Genomic DNA, 17,317 nt, shown 5'->3' on the forward strand with positions numbered 1-17,317 from the left:
TTTTTACTAGACAAAGTTAAACACTATTTAAAACAATTTTAATGGTTTCTTTCAACTCACTCATCATCATTGCTGTAGCTCCCCAAACAATGTATTTATCAACCATAAAAGCAGGAACTTCTATATCTGTTGCATATGATGTTGTCATCTTAACTCTTGTAATTCTATTCTCGTCTAAAAACTGAACTAAAGGAAATTCTAAAACTCTTTTAACTTCATCTAAATCTGGAATAAAAGATAATTCATGATGTGAAATCCCCATAAATGGAGACACTAAAAAGTTACTAGGAGGAATATAAATCTTACTAAAAGGTTTAATAATTTCAACTTTATCAGGGGAAACACCTACTTCTTCATGAGTTTCTCGTAATGCAGTTTCTTCAAGGTTTTTATCAGTCAATTCTACTTTACCACCAGGAAACCCTATTTGTGAAGAGTGAACACCTGGATAAGTGTTTCTAACAATTAATGCTAAATGAGTTTCTTTATCTTTTGGATAAAACAACATTAAAACTGCTGCTTCTCTTGGGTTTTTATCTATATAATTTTCCTCTTTTAAAAAAGAAATTCGTTCAAGAGGCGCCATTTTTGCGTGCGCATCTTCTGCTAAAAGCTTTTCTTTTTCTATTTTTGGAATATATTTTATAAAATCTTGAAACTGCATAATTTTAAGTTCTCAACTTATAAAGTTAGATTAAATTTTGAAAATCATCAAATAAAGTAGCTGAAAATGTTTAGTAAGGAAGAAGCAAAACAAATAAAAAGAGCGTTTTGGATAAACTTTGCAGAGGAATATCCTCGCAAATGGTTGTTATATAATACAAAAATTAAAAACCTTAGTTTCAAATTTTACGTAGATAATAAAAAAGCACAAGTATTACTTGAAATTGAACCTGAAGATGAAGAGCTTCGCAAAATTTATTATGAAAAAATTGAATCTTTGAAAACAATTTTACTTGAAGAGTTTATTGAAGATGCAATTTTTGAAAGAAATTACTATTTAGAAAATGGTAAATTGGTCAGTAGAATTTGGGTCGAATTAGAAAATGTAAGTGTAAACAATAAAAAAACTTGGTCTACAATTTTTGATTTTTTCAATGAAAAAATGTCGGCTTTTGAATTGTTTTTTTATGAGTATGAAGACTACATTAAAGATTTAGAAACAAATACGTAAAAATAAGTTTTGTAAAATAGCTAACATTTGTTTAATGCGAGTAATTGTAATTTTGAATAAAATAAATTGCTATGAATAAATTATTAATTATACTAAGTTTAAGTTTTTTAACCTCTTGTAACTCACAAAATAAAAAAACTATGGATTTTGAATTAAAAAAAACAAATGCAGAATGGAAAGCAAAACTCTCTGATGAAGAATATCGAATATTAAGAGAAAAAGGTACTGAAAGAGCTTTTACTGGAGAATATTACGATCATTTTGAAAAGGGAATTTATGTTTGTGCAGGTTGTGGGAATAAACTCTTCGAATCAGACACAAAATTTGATTCACATTGTGGTTGGCCTTCATTTGACAAAGCAATTAAAGGCTCAGTAATATATGAAAGAGATTTAAGCTTTGGTATGGTTCGTACAGAAGTTATGTGCGCAAAATGTGGCGGACATTTAGGCCATGTTTTTGATGATGGTCCTGAAGAAACAACTGGTAAAAGGTATTGTACCAACTCGGTTTCAATTAAATTTATTCCAGAAAAATAAGTATAATGAAAGTGCTATTTTATTGGATAATTCGAATTGTCCCTGCCTTAATAATGCTCCAAACTTTATTTTTTAAGTTTTCTGCTGCTCCTAAAAGTGTTGCTATTTTTTCAAAATTAGGAATGGAACCTTATGGAAGAATAGGAATCGGCATAATAGAATTAATTGCTGCTGTACTAATTTTAATTCCTAATAAATCAAAATTTGGTGCTTTGCTTGGTTTTGGAACAATGGCTGGTGCCATTGCTTCACATTTATTTGTATTAGGCATTGAAGTTAATGACGATGGCGGTAAATTGTTTATATTGGCGTTAATAACTTTAATAGCTTGTGCTATAGTTCTTTTTGAAGAACGAAATAAATTTAGTATTTTTCAAAAAAGTTAATCGTATGCTTGTTATTTCCGTTCAAAACAATCTTAAAGAAATTATTGATTTACTTCATCAATTAACGGATGAACAGTTTTCGTTCAAGCATCATGAATTAAGTAACGCAAGTATTGGCGAACACACGCGACATATTATTGAATTGTATCAATGTTTGATTAGTAATTATAATAATGGAATAATTAATTACGATTTAAGAGAACGAAATCCTATAATTCAAACACAAACATCAGAAGCTATAAAGGCAATTGAAACCATTTTAAACAAAGTTGAGAAAGAAAATAAAAGTTTAAAAATTGAACAAGGTAAAGATGAATGTTTATTATCAATAGAGACCAATTATTTTAGAGAATTACTTTATAATTTAGAACATTCAATACATCATCAAGCTTTAATAAAAGTTGCTATTTTAAAGTTTCCAGAAATTAAAATCTGTGATAACTTTGGAGTTGCCAGTTCTACAATCGAATACCGTTTACAATGTGCACAGTAACTTTTGTACCTACGAATGAAGGATGTATCCTTACTTCAAATAGAGATGAAACTACTTTAAGAGGAAGAGCAATTGCACCAAAAGAATATAATGGAAAACATAAAAATTTAGTATATCCAAAAGATCCTAAAGCAAATGGAACATGGATTGTACACGATTATTCAAATTGTGCAATTCTATTAAATGGAGCAGAAGAAAAACATCATCACAGAAATGATTATCGTAAAAGTAGAGGTTTAATTTTATTAGATATTTTCGATTCAAAAAATGCAATTAAAGAATGGGATGCAATTGATTTAGATAATATTGAACCATTCACTATTGTATTATTCCATCAACAAGAATTATTTCAGTTACGATGGAATGAGATTGAAAAATCAAAAATAAAATTATTAAATACTGAACATCATATTTGGTCTTCGTCTACTTTATATTCAAAAGAGATAAGAGAACACAGACAGTTTTTATTTAATCAACATCTAAAAAAATCTAATTATACTTCCAATGAAATTTTAGATTTTCATCAATTTAAAGATGAAGAAGATACAAATAACACAATTATTATAAAGAGGACTGAACATTTAAAAACTGTTAGTATTACACAGTTTACAATTGAGAATACTCAAATTGAACTAAACTATATTGATTTATACGAATGAATCTTCGATTAGCTTGGCATAAACTAACCCATTGGGAATATTGGCCATACCAAGTGGTGTATACACCTATATATTTTCAATATTTATATTACGCTTTAAGAACACGTTCTTTTTTTTATTTTAATGCCTCTAATCCAACAATTAGAAATGGAGGTTTTTTCATGGAATCAAAAAAAGAAATTTATGATTTAATACCAGAGGCATATTATCCAAAAACTGTTTTGATAAAATCAGGAACAAGTTTAGAAGAAGTAAATGATGTCATAATTAAAAATAAAATTGAATTTCCTTTTATTACTAAGCCAGATATTGGATTACGTGGAACTGCAGTAAAAAAAATTGATACAGAAGAAGACTTAATTAATTATACTTCAAAAGCAAATTTCGATTTTTTAATTCAAGAATTTATTTCATACCCTAATGAAATAGGTTTATTTTATGTAAAATTACCAAACCAAATAAATGGTAAAATTACAGGAATTGTTTCAAAAGAATTCTTAATAATAAAAGGCAACGGAAAGAATTCTATAAAAGAATTACTTTTAAAAGATCCACGATACGAATTTCAACTAGGAGTACTACAAAAAGAATATGGAGATAAATTAAATCAAATTTTACCTGAAAATGAATCTCTTAATTTAGTTCCTTATGGCAATCACTGTAGAGGTACAAAATTTATCGATTTTAGCCATTATATTACACCAAGATTAGAAGAAACCTTTACCCAAATTTGTAATCAAATAAATGGATTTTATTATGGCCGTATGGATATAATGTTTGATTCGTTTGAAAAACTTGAAGAAGGTAAAAACTTCCAAATAGTTGAAATTAATGGTGCAATTAGCGAACCAACACACATTTACGACCCTAATCATTCTTTATTATTCGGTTGGAAAGAATTAATACGTCATTTCCATTACTTATATAAAATTAGCAAACACAACAAAAAAAATGGAGCTACTTATTTGAGTTTTAAAGATGGGGTTTCTGAATTAAAAAAACATAATCAATTTTATAATCGAATATTGAAGTTTTAAAATATACAAAGAAATTCTCTATTTAATTTTTTTAGTATCGTCAGAGATTTGTTCTTTGATTAAAAGTAAACTCAAAATTATAATTATAAATATCCCATAAAATAGTAATCCATACTTTATTAATCCAGTTATTATAAATGTAACAAACCCGTTATAGCGAAGTTTATTTGTCTTTTCAAGTAGATAAGGTATTATGTTGGAATTTTCTAATAAGAAAAAAATTACAATACAACATAAACCAATTATATATTGTTTAACAATTTTTAAATTCCTATTAGTCATAACACGTTTATAATATTGATTTTATGTTTATATAACATTCAAAAATAAACACTCCGTTTAGTTAACGATTTAAATTTAGTGATAAAAATTTTAATGTAGACTCACGCAGATTTAAAATCCATGGAAAAATCAAAAGCAAATTTCTTACATCTTACAGTTATAATCAAAACGCTATAAAAACAAAAAACCTATCATAACTGATAGAGTTTTCAAAAGACTCGAGGGCTTCACCCGACTGAGCGAAGCTAAAGGTGGTGACATACTCTCCTACCGAATGGCAGTACCATCTGCGCAATCGTCCCGAAGTTTCGGGATTAACTTCTCTGTTCGATATCTTTAATTAATTTTTTTCAAAAATTATACATAACAAAAAACCCTATCCAATTGGATAGGGTTTTCAAAAGAAAGGCGGCGACATACTCTCCCACCGGATGGCAGTACCATCTGCGCAATCGGGCTTAACTTCTCTGTTCGGAATGGGAAGAGGTGAGCCCCGACGCAATAACCACCTTAAGTTTTAAGTCTAAAGTTAAAAGTTACAAGTCAAAAAGTATATCTTACTTTGGACTTTTGTCTTTCGACTTTTGACTGCAACCATGGTTGCCAATATCTTAACATACTGAGAAAAGAATCTATTTGATTCAGAAAGAAAGTGTCCCCGCCCTAAAGCGGGGAGACGCGTACATAAGCTTACGGGTTATTAGTACTACTCGACTATGACATTACTGCCTTTACATCTATAGCCTATCAACCTAGTCATCTTCTAGGACCCTTAAAAGAAATCTCATCTTGTGGTGGGTTTCGCGCTTATATGCTTTCAGCGCTTATCCCTTCCCAACGTAGCTACTCAGCAGTGCCCCTGGCGAGACAACTGATACACCAGCGGTTAGTCCAATTCGGTCCTCTCGTACTAGAATCAGATCCACTCAAATTTCTAACGCCCGCAGTAGATAGAGACCGAACTGTCTCACGACGTTCTGAACCCAGCTCGCGTGCCACTTTAATGGGCGAACAGCCCAACCCTTGGGACCTTCTCCAGCCCCAGGATGTGACGAGCCGACATCGAGGTGCCAAACCCCCCCGTCGATGTGAGCTCTTGGGGGAGATCAGCCTGTTATCCCCGGCGTACCTTTTATCCTTTGAGCGATGGCCCTTCCATGCGGAACCACCGGATCACTATGCTCTACTTTCGTACCTGATCGACCTGTATGTCTCTCAGTCAAGCTCCCTTATACCATTGCACTCTACGCACGGTTACCAAGCGTGCTGAGGGAACCTTTAGAAGCCTCCGTTACTCTTTTGGAGGCGACCACCCCAGTCAAACTACCCACCAAGCAATGTCCCCCGAATCATCGGGGTTAGGCCTCAGACAAGCAAAGGGTGGTATTTCAACAATGACTCCACAACGCCTAGCGACGCCACTTCAAAGTCTCCCACCTATCCTACACATCACGTGTCCAAGGTCAATACTAAGCTATAGTAAAGGTGCACAGGGTCTTTTCGTCCCACTGCGGGTAATCGGCATCTTCACCGATACTACAATTTCACCGAGCTCATGGCTGAGACAGTGTCCAGATCGTTACACCATTCGTGCAGGTCGGAACTTACCCGACAAGGAATTTCGCTACCTTAGGACCGTTATAGTTACGGCCGCCGTTTACTGGGGCTTCAATTCAATGCTTCTCCGAAGATAACATCTCCTCTTAACCTTCCAGCACCGGGCAGGTGTCAGGCCCTATACATCATCTTACGATTTAGCAGAGCCCTGTGTTTTTGATAAACAGTCGCCTGGACCTTTTCACTGCGGCCAGCATTGCTGCTGGCGACCTTTCTCCCGAAGTTACAGGTCTATTTTGCCTAATTCCTTAGCCATGAATCTCTCGAGCACCTTAGGATTCTCTCCTCAACTACCTGTGTCGGTTTACGGTACGGGTACTTATCATCTAAGTTTAGAAACTTTTCTTGGAAGCCCTTAGGCACACTATCCCTTTGTCCGAAGACTCCGAGTACTATCGTATCTCACCAAAATCTACGGATTTGCCTATAGATCTTATAGCTACATACTTCAACGAACTATTCCGTCAGTTCGCGGTGCTTTCATCACTCCGTCATTCCATCACAATGATAAGTAGTACGGGAATATTAACCCGTTGGCCATCGACTACTCCTTTCGGATTCGCCTTAGGACCCGACTAACCCTCAGCTGATTAGCATAGCTGAGGAAACCTTAGTTTTTCGGTGTGCGGGTTTCTCGCCCGCATTATCGTTACTTATGCCTACATTTGCTTTTCTAAACAGTCCAGCCAACCTCACAGTCAACCTTCAACCCAGTTTAGAATGCTCCCCTACCACAGTTTCCTGTCCATAGCTTCGGTAGTATACTTATGCCCGATTATTATCCATGCTCGCCCGCTCGACTAGTGAGCTGTTACGCACTCTTTAAATGAATGGCTGCTTCCAAGCCAACATCCTAGCTGTCTAAGCAGGCAAACCGCGTTTTTTCAACTTAGCATACATTTGGGGACCTTAGCTGATGGTCTGGGTTCTTTCCCTCTCGGACATGGACCTTAGCACCCATGCCCTCACTGCTTACAATCATTTACTAGCATTCGGAGTTTGTCAGGAATTGGTAGGTGGTGAAACCCCCGCATCCAATCAGTAGCTCTACCTCTAGTAAACTAAATAAGCGCTGCCCCTAAAGGCATTTCGGGGAGTACGAGCTATTTCCGAGTTTGATTGGCCTTTCACCCCTACCCACAGGTCATCCGAAGACTTTTCAACGTCAACCGGTTCGGTCCTCCACTATGTGTTACCACAGCTTCAACCTGCCCATGGGTAGATCACACGGTTTCGCGTCTACCACTACTGACTAAAGCGCCCTATTCAGACTCGCTTTCGCTACGGATCCAGTACTTAATACCTTATCCTTGCCAGCAACGGTAACTCGTAGGCTCATTATGCAAAAGGCACGCCGTCACCCCAAAAGGGCTCCGACCGCTTGTAAGCGTATGGTTTCAGGATCTATTTCACTCCGTTATTCACGGTTCTTTTCACCTTTCCCTCACGGTACTGGTTCACTATCGGTCTCTCAGGAGTATTTAGCCTTAGCGGATGGTCCCGCCAGATTCACACAGGGTTTCACGTGCCCCGCGCTACTCAGGATACCACTATTCTTATCTTTTCTTACTTGTACGGGACTATCACCCTCTATGGTTAACCTTTCCAGGTTATTCTAATTCAATCCGCAAGAAATATCGTGGTCCTACAACCCCAGCATTGCCGTAACAACACTGGTTTGGGCTAATCCGCGTTCGCTCGCCACTACTTACGGAATCACTTTTGTTTTCTTCTCCTCCGCCTACTTAGATGTTTCAGTTCAGCGGGTTCGCCCTCCTATCGGAGTAATGCATCTTCAATGCATTGGGTTGCCCCATTCGGATATCTACGGATATAACGGATATGTGCTCCTCCCCGTAGCTTTTCGCAGCTTATCACGTCCTTCTTCGCCTCTGAGAGCCTAGGCATCCCCCATACGCCCTTATTTTGCTTATTGTACTTATTTAGCTTTACATTATAAAATGCAAAACTGTGCTTTCTATTCTACTTATTATATTTTTTCTTTTCTCAATATGTCAATGAACGGTTATCCTTTCGGATATGTGGAGAATATCGGAGTCGAACCGATGACCTCCTGCGTGCAAGGCAGGCGCTCTAGCCAGCTGAGCTAATCCCCCATTCTTAAATTCAGAATTATGAATTCAGAATTACGAATTTTGAATTCTCAACTTCCAGAATTTCCTTAAAAAAAACTCAAAAATAGTAGTCCCGGGCAGACTCGAACTGCCGACCCCTACATTATCAGTGTAGTACTCTAACCAGCTGAGCTACGAGACTCTGTATTTTTAGCTTTTTCATTAAATTTTTGAACTAACAGCGAGAGTAAAACTCATCTCCAAACAAACCATCTTATCATTTCTCTAGAAAGGAGGTGTTCCAGCCGCACCTTCCGGTACGGCTACCTTGTTACGACTTAGCCCCAGTTACCAGTTTTACCCTAGGCAGCTCCTTGCGGTCACCGACTTCAGGTACCCCCAGCTTCCATGGCTTGACGGGCGGTGTGTACAAGGCCCGGGAACGTATTCACCGGATCATGGCTGATATCCGATTACTAGCGATTCCAGCTTCATAGAGTCGAGTTGCAGACTCCAATCCGAACTGAGACAGGTTTTATAGATTCGCTCCTTATCGCTAAGTGGCTGCTCTCTGTACCTGCCATTGTAGCACGTGTGTGGCCCAGGACGTAAGGGCCGTGATGATTTGACGTCATCCCCACCTTCCTCACGGTTTACACCGGCAGTCTTGCTAGAGTTCCCGACATTACTCGCTGGCAACTAACAACAGGGGTTGCGCTCGTTATAGGACTTAACCTGACACCTCACGGCACGAGCTGACGACAACCATGCAGCACCTTGAAAGACGTCCGAAGAAAGTCTAGTTTCCTAAACTGTCGTCTCCCATTTAAGCCCTGGTAAGGTTCCTCGCGTATCATCGAATTAAACCACATGCTCCACCGCTTGTGCGGGCCCCCGTCAATTCCTTTGAGTTTCACACTTGCGTGCGTACTCCCCAGGTGGGATACTTATCACTTTCGCTTAGCCACTCAGTTTGCACCGAACAGCTAGTATCCATCGTTTACGGCGTGGACTACCAGGGTATCTAATCCTGTTCGCTCCCCACGCTTTCGTCCATCAGCGTCAATCGTTTGTTAGTAACCTGCCTTCGCAATTGGTATTCCATGTAATATCTAAGCATTTCACCGCTACACTACATATTCTAGTTACTTCACAAAAATTCAAGCCCTACAGTATCAATGGCAGTTTCCTAGTTGAGCTAGGAGATTTCACCACTGACTTATAAGGCCGCCTACGGACCCTTTAAACCCAATGATTCCGGATAACGCTTGGATCCTCCGTATTACCGCGGCTGCTGGCACGGAGTTAGCCGATCCTTATTCTTACGGTACCGTCAAGCTCCTACACGTAGGAGTGTTTCTTCCCGTACAAAAGCAGTTTACAACCCATAGGGCCGTCTTCCTGCACGCGGCATGGCTGGGTCAGAGTTGCCTCCATTGCCCAATATTCCTCACTGCTGCCTCCCGTAGGAGTCTGGTCCGTGTCTCAGTACCAGTGTGGGGGATCTCCCTCTCAGGACCCCTACCCATCATCGTCTTGGTGTGCCGTTACCACACCAACTAACTAATGGGACGCATGCTCATCTTGTACCGTTGGAACTTTAATAATTTGAAGATGCCTTCAAAAGATACTATGAGGTATTAATCCAAATTTCTCTGGGCTATCCCTCTGTACAAGGTAGATTGCATACGCGTTACGCACCCGTGCGCCGGTCTCAAGTTAGCAAGCTAACTCTACCCCTCGACTTGCATGTGTTAGGCCTGCCGCTAGCGTTCATCCTGAGCCAGGATCAAACTCTTCATCGTAGTTTTTAAATATTGTACGATAAGTGCTAGGTTTATTTAATTTCAATTCGCCTTACTCTCTTAATTTTTACAACTTACATCTCTGTAAGTCGTGCTGTCAATCCAATATGTCTATGAACGTGTCTTCTATTCTTTTCGCCTCTCTCTCGATTAGCGGGTGCAAAAGTACAACCTTTTTTTTATCTCGCAAATGTTTTTGAAACTTTTTTTGAAAAAATTTTAAAACCTTACCAAACACTAAAAAAACTAAGAACTCTTACTCACTCTTCCCTTATTTAGGGACGGCAAAGATACTATCTTTATTTCTTACAATCCAAATAAATTTTTAAGTTTTTTAAAACTTTTTTATTTATTCAAACCTCTCTATAAATCCAATGAACTTGCCTTATCAAAGCGGGTGCAAAAGTAGAACTCTTTTCTCAACTTCCAAACTTTTTTTACCCTTTTTTATAAAGTTTTTTTTCTTAAACATAAATATCAATTAGTTACAATTAATCAATTACGAATTAAAAATTACGAATTACGAATCGTTAACAATAAATCGTCTTGAATAGCCCCGATGGTAACGACATCCTTTTTGAAAAAAAGATATAGTGGACAGCGGGAAATCTAACGAACTGAATGGAAATTGTGGTGCTACTTATAAATACACCTATATATATTATTGTATGACTACTGCTAATGTTATATATTTGCACATTTAAAATTTAAGAGATGATTAAAATTACTTTACCAGATGGTTCGGTTAAGGAGTTTGCACAAGGTGCAACACCGATGGATGTAGCTTTGAGTATAAGCGAAGGTTTAGCAAGAAATGTAATTTCGGCTTCGTTTAATGGTACAACTGTTGAAACTTCTACACCATTAACCACGGATGGTTCTCTTATATTGTATACATGGAATGACGATGAAGGTAAAAAAGCTTTTTGGCACTCTACTTCTCACGTAATGGCGCAAGCTATTGAAGAAAAATATCCAAATGCTAAATTAACTTTAGGTCCAGCTATTGCGAATGGTTTTTACTATGATGTTGATTTTGGTGATGAAAAATTTACTGATGCCGATTTTAAAGCTATTGAAGATAGAGTTTTAGAGATTTCGAGAGAAAAACATGAATTTAAAATGCGTTCAGTATCTAAAGCGGAAGCATTAGATATTTATAAAGGTAATGAATACAAAACTGAATTAATTTCAAACTTAGAGGACGGAACGATTACTTTTTGTGATCATTCTAACTTTTTTGATTTGTGTCGTGGTGGACATATTCCGAATACTGGAATTATAAAAGCTATGAAAATTCTTTCTGTTGCGGGTGCTTACTGGAGAGGTGATGAGAAGAACAAACAATTGACACGTGTATATGGAATTTCATTTCCTAAACAAAAAGATTTGACAGAATATCTTCAATTGTTAGAAGAAGCAAAAAAACGTGATCATAGAAAATTAGGAAAAGAATTAGAATTATTCCATTTTTCACAAAAAGTAGGACAAGGTTTACCATTATGGTTACCAAAAGGAGCTGCTTTACGTGATCGTTTAGAGCAATTTTTGAAAAAAGCACAGAAAAAAGCTGGATATGAACAAGTAGTTACTCCACATATTGGTCAGAAAGAATTATATGTAACTTCTGGCCACTATGCTAAATATGGTGCTGATAGTTTTCAACCGATTCATACACCAGCTGAAGGAGAAGAGTTTTTATTAAAACCAATGAATTGTCCGCACCACTGTGAGATATACAATGCAAAACCTTGGTCTTATAAAGATTTACCTAAGCGTTATGCAGAATTTGGAACAGTATATAGATATGAGCAATCAGGAGAATTACATGGTTTAACTCGAGTAAGAGGATTTACTCAAGATGATGCACATATATTTTGTACACCTGATCAATTAGACGTTGAGTTTAAAAATGTAATCGATTTAGTATTATATGTATTTGGCTCATTAGGGTTTGAAAACTTTACTGCTCAAGTTTCTGTTAGAGATTTAGACAATCCTGATAAATATATAGGTAGCGTTGAAAACTGGGAAAAAGCGGAGAATGCAATTATAAGTGCGGCAAAAGATAAAGGACTAAACTATGTAGTTGAAGCAGGTGAAGCTGCTTTCTACGGACCTAAGTTAGACTTTATGGTTAAAGATGCATTAGGAAGAAGTTGGCAATTAGGAACTATTCAGGTAGATTATAATTTACCAGAACGTTTTGACTTAACTTATAAAGGAAGTGACAATGAATTACATCGTCCGGTTATGATTCACAGAGCACCTTTTGGAAGTATGGAAAGATTCGTTGCTATTTTACTTGAACATACTGCAGGAAACTTCCCAATTTGGTTAATGCCTGAGCAAGCTATTATATTGTCTTTGAGCGAGAAATATGAAAAATATGCTCAAAAAGTTTTAAATTTGCTAGAAAATCACGAAATTCGCGCCCAATTAGATAATAGAAACGAAACTATTGGTAAAAAAATTCGTGAAGCTGAAGTACAGAAATACCCATTTATGCTGATAGTTGGTGAAGAAGAAGAAAAAAATGGTACAATTTCTGTAAGACGTCATGGAGATGACGGAAAATCAAACCAGTCGATGACAATTGAACAATTTGCAACAATAGTTCAAGAAGAAATAGACAAAACATTGAAACAATTTTAAACTGAAGTTTAATTAAAATTTTATAGCCATAGCAATTAGAAACAACAAAAGGGGTTTTAAACCCAGAGAAGAAAAAAAGGATGCGCACAGAATAAATGAAAACATTCGTGTGCCGGAAGTGCGCCTTGTAGGCGATAATATAGAACAAGGAGTTTACAAAACTGCTGATGCTAAAAGAATGGCTGAAGAGCAAGAATTAGATTTAGTAGAGATTTCTCCTAACGCTAGTCCTCCTGTTTGTAAAATTATGGATTATGGTAAATTCTTATACCAACAAAAGAAGAGAGAAAAAGAATTAAAAGCCAAATCATCTCAAATTGTTGTAAAAGAAATTCGTTTTGGACCTCAAACTGATGAGCACGATTATGAATTTAAAAAGAAAAATGCTATAAAATTTTTAAGTGATGGCGCTAAATTGAAAGCATTTGTTTTCTTTAAAGGTCGTTCTATCATTTATAAAGAGCAAGGTCAAATTTTATTATTGCGTTTAGCTCAGGATTTAGAAGAGTATGGAAAAGTAGAAAACATGCCCGTTCTTGAAGGAAAACGTATGATTATGTACATTGCTCCTAAGAAAAAAAGTAAGTAAGATAAATATAAAGAAAGGAAGAAAATGCCTAAAATGAAAACAAAATCTGGAGCTAAGAAACGATTCAAAGTTACTGGTTCTGGAAAAATTAAAAGAAAGCACGCTTACAAAAGTCACATCTTAACTAAGAAGTCTAAAAAGCGTAAATTAGCTTTAACTCACTCTACTTTAGTTCACCAAGCTGACGAAAGAAGTGTGAAAGAACAATTAAGATTAGTTTAATAACTAGTCTCGGTTTTAAAAATTATTTAGTAACCCTGGAGTGGGCAACTTTTGAAGTTAGAAATTAGAATTCAGAAGTTAGAAGTGTTAAGTAACCGCCTTACTACAAAAATTTAAAAGATTATGCCTAGATCAGTAAATCATGTTGCTTCAAGAGCAAGAAGAAAAAAAGTTCTAAAACAAGCCAAAGGATACTTTGGAAGACGTAAAAACGTTTGGACAGTAGCTAAAAACGCGGTAGAAAAAGCAATGACTTATGCTTACCGTGATAGAAAGCAAAAGAAAAGAAATTTCCGTTCATTATGGATTATGCGTATTAACGCTGGTGCAAGATTACACGGAATGAGTTATTCTCAATTCATGGGGAAAGTAAAAGCTAACAACATCGAATTAAACCGTAAGGTTTTAGCAGATTTAGCTATGAACCACCCTGAAGCTTTCGCAGCTATTGTAAATAAAGTTAAATAATAAACGTTTGTCTAACCGTTTATCTTACTTATAAAAAAAACCACTCTTTTAGAGTGGTTTTTTTATTTCATTTACTTTAGTAATGATTCCTTTTGTAAAAAGTAGCTTTTATTAAGTAATGATACCCAAATAAACTTTTTTCTACAATTAAAACACTTAAAGTAATTTAATGACGGAAAAAAATCAGTAATAGAATTTTTGTTTTTTCTTCCCCTTGAACATTTTGGACAAGACATTTTTTATAGTTTTAAGTGTCAAATATATTTTTTTAATTAAAAAAAAACAAATTTTTAACAAATAAGTCCAAATTAGTTTATAAATAAAATTAATTAGGTCTTCTGTTTCTTTTTCTTAGCAGCTGGAAAAAGTACATTATTTAAAATTAGACGATAACCAGGAGAATTTGGGTGTAAATCTAAAACTGTAGGTGCATCACCCACTCTATGTTGATAATCTTCTGGATCATGCCCTCCATAATAGGTAAACATTCCTTTTCCAATTGTACCATGAATATAACGAGCTTCACCATTAATCTTACATTCGCCTAATCGCAATACACTACTTTTTATTAAATTTCCATTAAAAGCAGTAGTCTGTCCCATAAAACCTTTGACTAATTGTGTATGATTTTGACACAACATGGTTGGTATAGGATCCCATTTTGCAGAAAAATCCATTAAAGTGAAATAATCTTGTTCAAATGGAACAGTCTTATTTTGTCTATCATTTGTAGTATCAATATTTGAAAATTCATAAACAATTGGGCTTTTCTCTAAAGCAAAGTTTTTAAAAGCAAACGAATTATTAAAGTCAATTTTATCTTGATAATTTGGAGTACTTGTATCACCATCAAACATTGGCTCGCATATATCTACGCCTTCTGCTGACAAGGCAATATCGAAACTATCTGTTGCCGAACACATAGCAAACATAAATCCTCCTCCAATTACATAATCACGAATTTTTTTGGCTACAGCTAATTTTTCTTCAGACACTTTATTATAACCTAATTTATTAGCTAATTTTTCAGCTTCTAATTTCTGTTCAATATACCAAGGTGCATTTCTATAAGCTCCAAAAAATTTACCGTACTGACCTGTAAAATCTTCATGATGCAAATGCAACCATTCATATAAAAGCAATTGATCACTTAAAACTTCTTCATCATACACTTCTGTGTAAGGTATTTCAGCATACGTTAGCACCATAGTAACGGCATCATCCCATGGTTGCAAACCTTTTGGAGTGTAAACGGCAATTTTAGGAGCTTTTTCAAGAACTACAGCTTCCATATTTTGAGATGGACTACTAATATCTTCTAAAATTGAAGCGGTATTCCCATCGGAAAGTATTTCAAATGTTACTCCACGAATTTTACATTCTTTTCTAATTTCTTCAGAATCGGGCATCAAGAAAGACCCTCCACGATAATTAAGAAGCCAATTCACTTTATAATCCTTGGTAAGTGCCCAATAGGTAATTCCATATGCTTTTAAATGATTTTGCTGACCTTCGGCATCCATTGGTATTAAAATCGAAGTAGCTTTACTTATGAATGAAATAAGTAAAATAAATATGAAAATGAAATTTTTAAATCTTGTGTTCATATTTTCAAAGATACAGAAATCTGGTATAAAAAAATCCCGCTGAAACGGGATTATATGTTAAAATGGAACATCAGAATCATCTTCAGAATCATTCATTGTACTTCCAAATGCATCATTTGGCGAAGGATTTGGTAAATTAGGTGTTATAAACGGATTATTATCATCTAAATTCATCTTAGAAGGTAATTCGTCAAAAGGCGAACTAAAATCATCTAAATTGTCAAACTTACCTAAACTTCCTACGAATTTTAAGCGGATATTTTCTAATCCACCATTACGGTGTTTTGCTACAATGAATTCGGCTTGACCTTGCGTAGGCGTTCTTTCTTCATCATCCCATTCATCAATTTTATAATATTCAGGTCGGTAAATAAACGATACAATATCTGCATCTTGCTCAATCGCACCCGATTCACGTAAATCTGATAATAAAGGTCGTTTACTTGAACCACGAGTTTCAACCGCACGTGATAACTGTGAAAGTGCAATAACTGGAATATTTAATTCTTTTGCTAGTGCTTTTAAGTTTCTCGAAATAGTTGAAATCTCTTGCTCACGATTTCCACCTCCTTTAGAATTTCCACCAGCTGTCATTAACTGTAAATAATCAATAACAATTAATTTAATTCCGTATTGAGAAGCTAAACGTCTTGCTTTTGCACGTAAATCGAAAATAGATAACGATGGCGTATCATCAATATAAAGTGGCGCTTTTTCTAAATCTTTCACTTTAATTGATAATTGCTCCCATTCGTGTTTTTCTAATTTCCCTGTACGTAATTTTTCAGAAGAAAGCCCAGTTTCAGATGAAATTAAACGTGTAATTAACTGAACAGATGACATCTCTAAAGAGAAAAAAGCAACTGGCGCTTGGTAATCAATTGCCATGTTACGTGCCATAGACAACGTAAAAGCGGTTTTACCCATACCTGGACGAGCCGCCACAATAATTAAATCAGATGGCTGCCAACCCGAAGTTAATTTATCTAAATCGTGAAAACCTGTTGGAATTCCACTTAAACCTTCTTTATTTGAAATTTCTTCAATACGTTTTTTTGCTTGAATTACTAAACTTTGAGCGGTTTCAGAACTTCGTTTAATATTTCCTTGCGTAACTTCATATAATTTCGATTCAGCAGAATCTAATAAATCGAAAACATCTGTTGTCTCATCGTAAGCATCTTCTATAATTTCTGAAGAAATTTTGATTAAACTTCTTTGAATATATTTCTGTAATATAATTCTCGAGTGAAACTCAATATGAGCTGATGATGAAATCTTTTGAGTAAGTTGAATTAAGTAAAAATCGCCCCCAGCTAACTCTAATTTGGCATTTTTCTTTAATTGCGCTGAAACGGTTAATAAGTCAATAGGTTGCGTGTCATTAAATAACTCAACAATTGCCTCATAAATGTGTTTGTGTGCTTCTTTATAAAAAGCATCTGGTTGTAAAATATCAATCACTTCATCGACCCCTTTTTTATCAATCATCATTGCGCCAAGTACAGCTTCTTCAAGCTCTAAGGCTTGTGGAGGAAGCTTACCTTTCTCTAGATTAATTATAGTAGTTTTATCTACTTTAATAGGGTTTATATTCTTGATATTTTCCATGGTGCTAAGGTAACCAAAATTTAAGTTTTTGAAATTTGACTTATTAAAAAACCTATGTTAATAAACTGTTGAAAACTAAAAATTATTGTTGAAAACAT

13 protein-coding genes, 2 tRNA genes and 3 rRNA genes are annotated in these 17,317 nt (G+C 35.5%); 10 read left to right on the forward strand and 8 right to left on the reverse strand.

What is annotated here, in order from left to right; all coding sequences use genetic code 11:
• Positions 1–16: 16 nt before the first annotated feature.
• Positions 17–664 (reverse strand): NUDIX hydrolase, encoded by a 648-nt coding sequence (locus KK2020170_RS12595; RefSeq protein WP_221258677.1) that lies wholly within the window; start codon positions 662–664, stop codon positions 17–19.
• 66 nt (positions 665–730) lie between these two features.
• Between KK2020170_RS12595 and KK2020170_RS12600 the strand changes: the two genes are divergently transcribed.
• The 6 genes from KK2020170_RS12600 to KK2020170_RS12625 all read left to right on the forward strand — a co-directional run bounded on the left by KK2020170_RS12600 (position 731) and on the right by KK2020170_RS12625 (position 4,288).
• On the forward strand, positions 731–1,174 hold the full coding sequence (locus KK2020170_RS12600; protein ID WP_221258678.1) for a DUF4268 domain-containing protein: 444 nt from the start codon (positions 731–733) through the stop codon (positions 1,172–1,174).
• Positions 1,175–1,245: 71 nt separating this feature from the next.
• The gene (gene msrB / locus KK2020170_RS12605) at positions 1,246–1,713 is read left to right on the forward strand and encodes a peptide-methionine (R)-S-oxide reductase MsrB (RefSeq protein WP_221258679.1); all 468 of its coding nucleotides are present in this window, start codon (positions 1,246–1,248) and stop codon (positions 1,711–1,713) included.
• Between the two features lie 5 nt (positions 1,714–1,718).
• A complete protein-coding gene (locus tag KK2020170_RS12610; protein WP_221258680.1) occupies positions 1,719–2,099 on the forward strand; it encodes a DoxX family protein in 381 nt (126 codons plus the stop codon).
• Positions 2,100–2,103: 4 nt separating this feature from the next.
• On the forward strand, positions 2,104–2,592 hold the full coding sequence (locus KK2020170_RS12615; RefSeq protein WP_221258681.1) for a DinB family protein: 489 nt from the start codon (positions 2,104–2,106) through the stop codon (positions 2,590–2,592).
• Positions 2,580–3,251, forward strand: a complete 672-nt coding sequence (locus KK2020170_RS12620) for an NRDE family protein (RefSeq protein WP_221258682.1) — start codon at positions 2,580–2,582, stop codon at positions 3,249–3,251. Before KK2020170_RS12615 ends, KK2020170_RS12620 begins: the two co-directional genes overlap by 13 nt.
• Positions 3,248–4,288, forward strand: coding sequence for an ATP-grasp domain-containing protein (locus tag KK2020170_RS12625; protein WP_221258683.1), 1,041 nt, complete (start codon positions 3,248–3,250; stop codon positions 4,286–4,288). Before KK2020170_RS12620 ends, KK2020170_RS12625 begins: the two co-directional genes overlap by 4 nt.
• A gap of 685 nt (positions 4,289–4,973) precedes the next feature.
• On the opposite strand, the gene rrf is transcribed toward KK2020170_RS12625, so the two are convergent.
• From rrf to KK2020170_RS12650, 5 genes are all read right to left on the reverse strand, one after another.
• Positions 4,974–5,083, reverse strand: a 5S ribosomal RNA gene (gene rrf, locus KK2020170_RS12630).
• Between the two features lie 167 nt (positions 5,084–5,250).
• Positions 5,251–8,123 (reverse strand): 23S ribosomal RNA (locus KK2020170_RS12635).
• Between the two features lie 107 nt (positions 8,124–8,230).
• Positions 8,231–8,304 (reverse strand) — tRNA-Ala (locus KK2020170_RS12640).
• Between the two features lie 86 nt (positions 8,305–8,390).
• A tRNA-Ile gene (locus KK2020170_RS12645) sits at positions 8,391–8,464 on the reverse strand.
• A gap of 87 nt (positions 8,465–8,551) precedes the next feature.
• Positions 8,552–10,067 (reverse strand): 16S ribosomal RNA (locus KK2020170_RS12650).
• Together the 16S, 23S and 5S rRNA genes with 2 tRNA genes alongside form the textbook arrangement of a ribosomal RNA operon.
• 714 nt (positions 10,068–10,781) lie before the next feature.
• Between KK2020170_RS12650 and thrS the strand changes: the two genes are divergently transcribed.
• The 4 genes from thrS (at position 10,782) to rplT (ending at position 14,001) form a co-directional block, all read left to right on the forward strand.
• On the forward strand, positions 10,782–12,722 hold the full coding sequence (gene thrS / locus KK2020170_RS12655; protein ID WP_221258684.1) for a threonine--tRNA ligase: 1,941 nt from the start codon (positions 10,782–10,784) through the stop codon (positions 12,720–12,722).
• A 34-nt stretch (positions 12,723–12,756) separates the two neighbouring features.
• Entirely contained in the window at positions 12,757–13,311 is a 555-nt protein-coding gene (infC, locus tag KK2020170_RS12660; protein ID WP_255567352.1) for a translation initiation factor IF-3, read from the forward strand.
• Positions 13,312–13,335: 24 nt separating this feature from the next.
• Positions 13,336–13,533 (forward strand): 50S ribosomal protein L35, encoded by a 198-nt coding sequence (gene rpmI, locus KK2020170_RS12665; protein ID WP_221258685.1) that lies wholly within the window; start codon positions 13,336–13,338, stop codon positions 13,531–13,533.
• Positions 13,534–13,656: 123 nt separating this feature from the next.
• Positions 13,657–14,001, forward strand: coding sequence for a 50S ribosomal protein L20 (gene rplT / locus KK2020170_RS12670; RefSeq protein ID WP_221258686.1), 345 nt, complete (start codon positions 13,657–13,659; stop codon positions 13,999–14,001).
• A gap of 329 nt (positions 14,002–14,330) precedes the next feature.
• On the opposite strand, the gene KK2020170_RS12675 is transcribed toward rplT, so the two are convergent.
• Together KK2020170_RS12675 and dnaB are read right to left on the reverse strand one after the other, a co-directional pair.
• Positions 14,331–15,608, reverse strand: a complete 1,278-nt coding sequence (locus KK2020170_RS12675) for an asparagine synthetase B (protein ID WP_221258687.1) — start codon at positions 15,606–15,608, stop codon at positions 14,331–14,333.
• Between the two features lie 57 nt (positions 15,609–15,665).
• Entirely contained in the window at positions 15,666–17,219 is a 1,554-nt protein-coding gene (gene dnaB / locus KK2020170_RS12680) for a replicative DNA helicase (protein WP_221258688.1), read from the reverse strand.
• Positions 17,220–17,317: the final 98 nt, after the last annotated feature.

The sequence above is a fragment of the Flavobacterium okayamense genome (genome assembly GCF_019702945.1).
Lineage (GTDB): Bacteria > Bacteroidota > Bacteroidia > Flavobacteriales > Flavobacteriaceae > Flavobacterium > Flavobacterium okayamense.

Excerpts from the sequence above, each read along its gene's own strand:
- KK2020170_RS12620 (WP_221258682.1), top strand. The coding sequence starts at position 2,580 with ATGTGCACAGTAACTTTTGTACCTACGAATGAAGGATGTATCCTTACT.
- KK2020170_RS12600 (WP_221258678.1), top strand. The coding sequence starts at position 731 with ATGTTTAGTAAGGAAGAAGCAAAACAAATAAAAAGAGCGTTTTGGATA.
- KK2020170_RS12595 (WP_221258677.1), bottom strand. The coding sequence starts at position 664 with ATGCAGTTTCAAGATTTTATAAAATATATTCCAAAAATAGAAAAAGAA.
- KK2020170_RS12615 (WP_221258681.1), top strand. The coding sequence starts at position 2,104 with ATGCTTGTTATTTCCGTTCAAAACAATCTTAAAGAAATTATTGATTTA.
- KK2020170_RS12625 (WP_221258683.1), top strand. The coding sequence starts at position 3,248 with ATGAATCTTCGATTAGCTTGGCATAAACTAACCCATTGGGAATATTGG.
- msrB (WP_221258679.1), top strand. The coding sequence starts at position 1,246 with ATGAATAAATTATTAATTATACTAAGTTTAAGTTTTTTAACCTCTTGT.
- KK2020170_RS12610 (WP_221258680.1), top strand. The coding sequence starts at position 1,719 with ATGAAAGTGCTATTTTATTGGATAATTCGAATTGTCCCTGCCTTAATA.
- rpmI (WP_221258685.1), top strand. The coding sequence starts at position 13,336 with ATGCCTAAAATGAAAACAAAATCTGGAGCTAAGAAACGATTCAAAGTT.
- rplT (WP_221258686.1), top strand. The coding sequence starts at position 13,657 with ATGCCTAGATCAGTAAATCATGTTGCTTCAAGAGCAAGAAGAAAAAAA.
- KK2020170_RS12675 (WP_221258687.1), bottom strand. The coding sequence starts at position 15,608 with ATGAACACAAGATTTAAAAATTTCATTTTCATATTTATTTTACTTATT.
- thrS (WP_221258684.1), top strand. The coding sequence starts at position 10,782 with ATGATTAAAATTACTTTACCAGATGGTTCGGTTAAGGAGTTTGCACAA.
- dnaB (WP_221258688.1), bottom strand. The coding sequence starts at position 17,219 with ATGGAAAATATCAAGAATATAAACCCTATTAAAGTAGATAAAACTACT.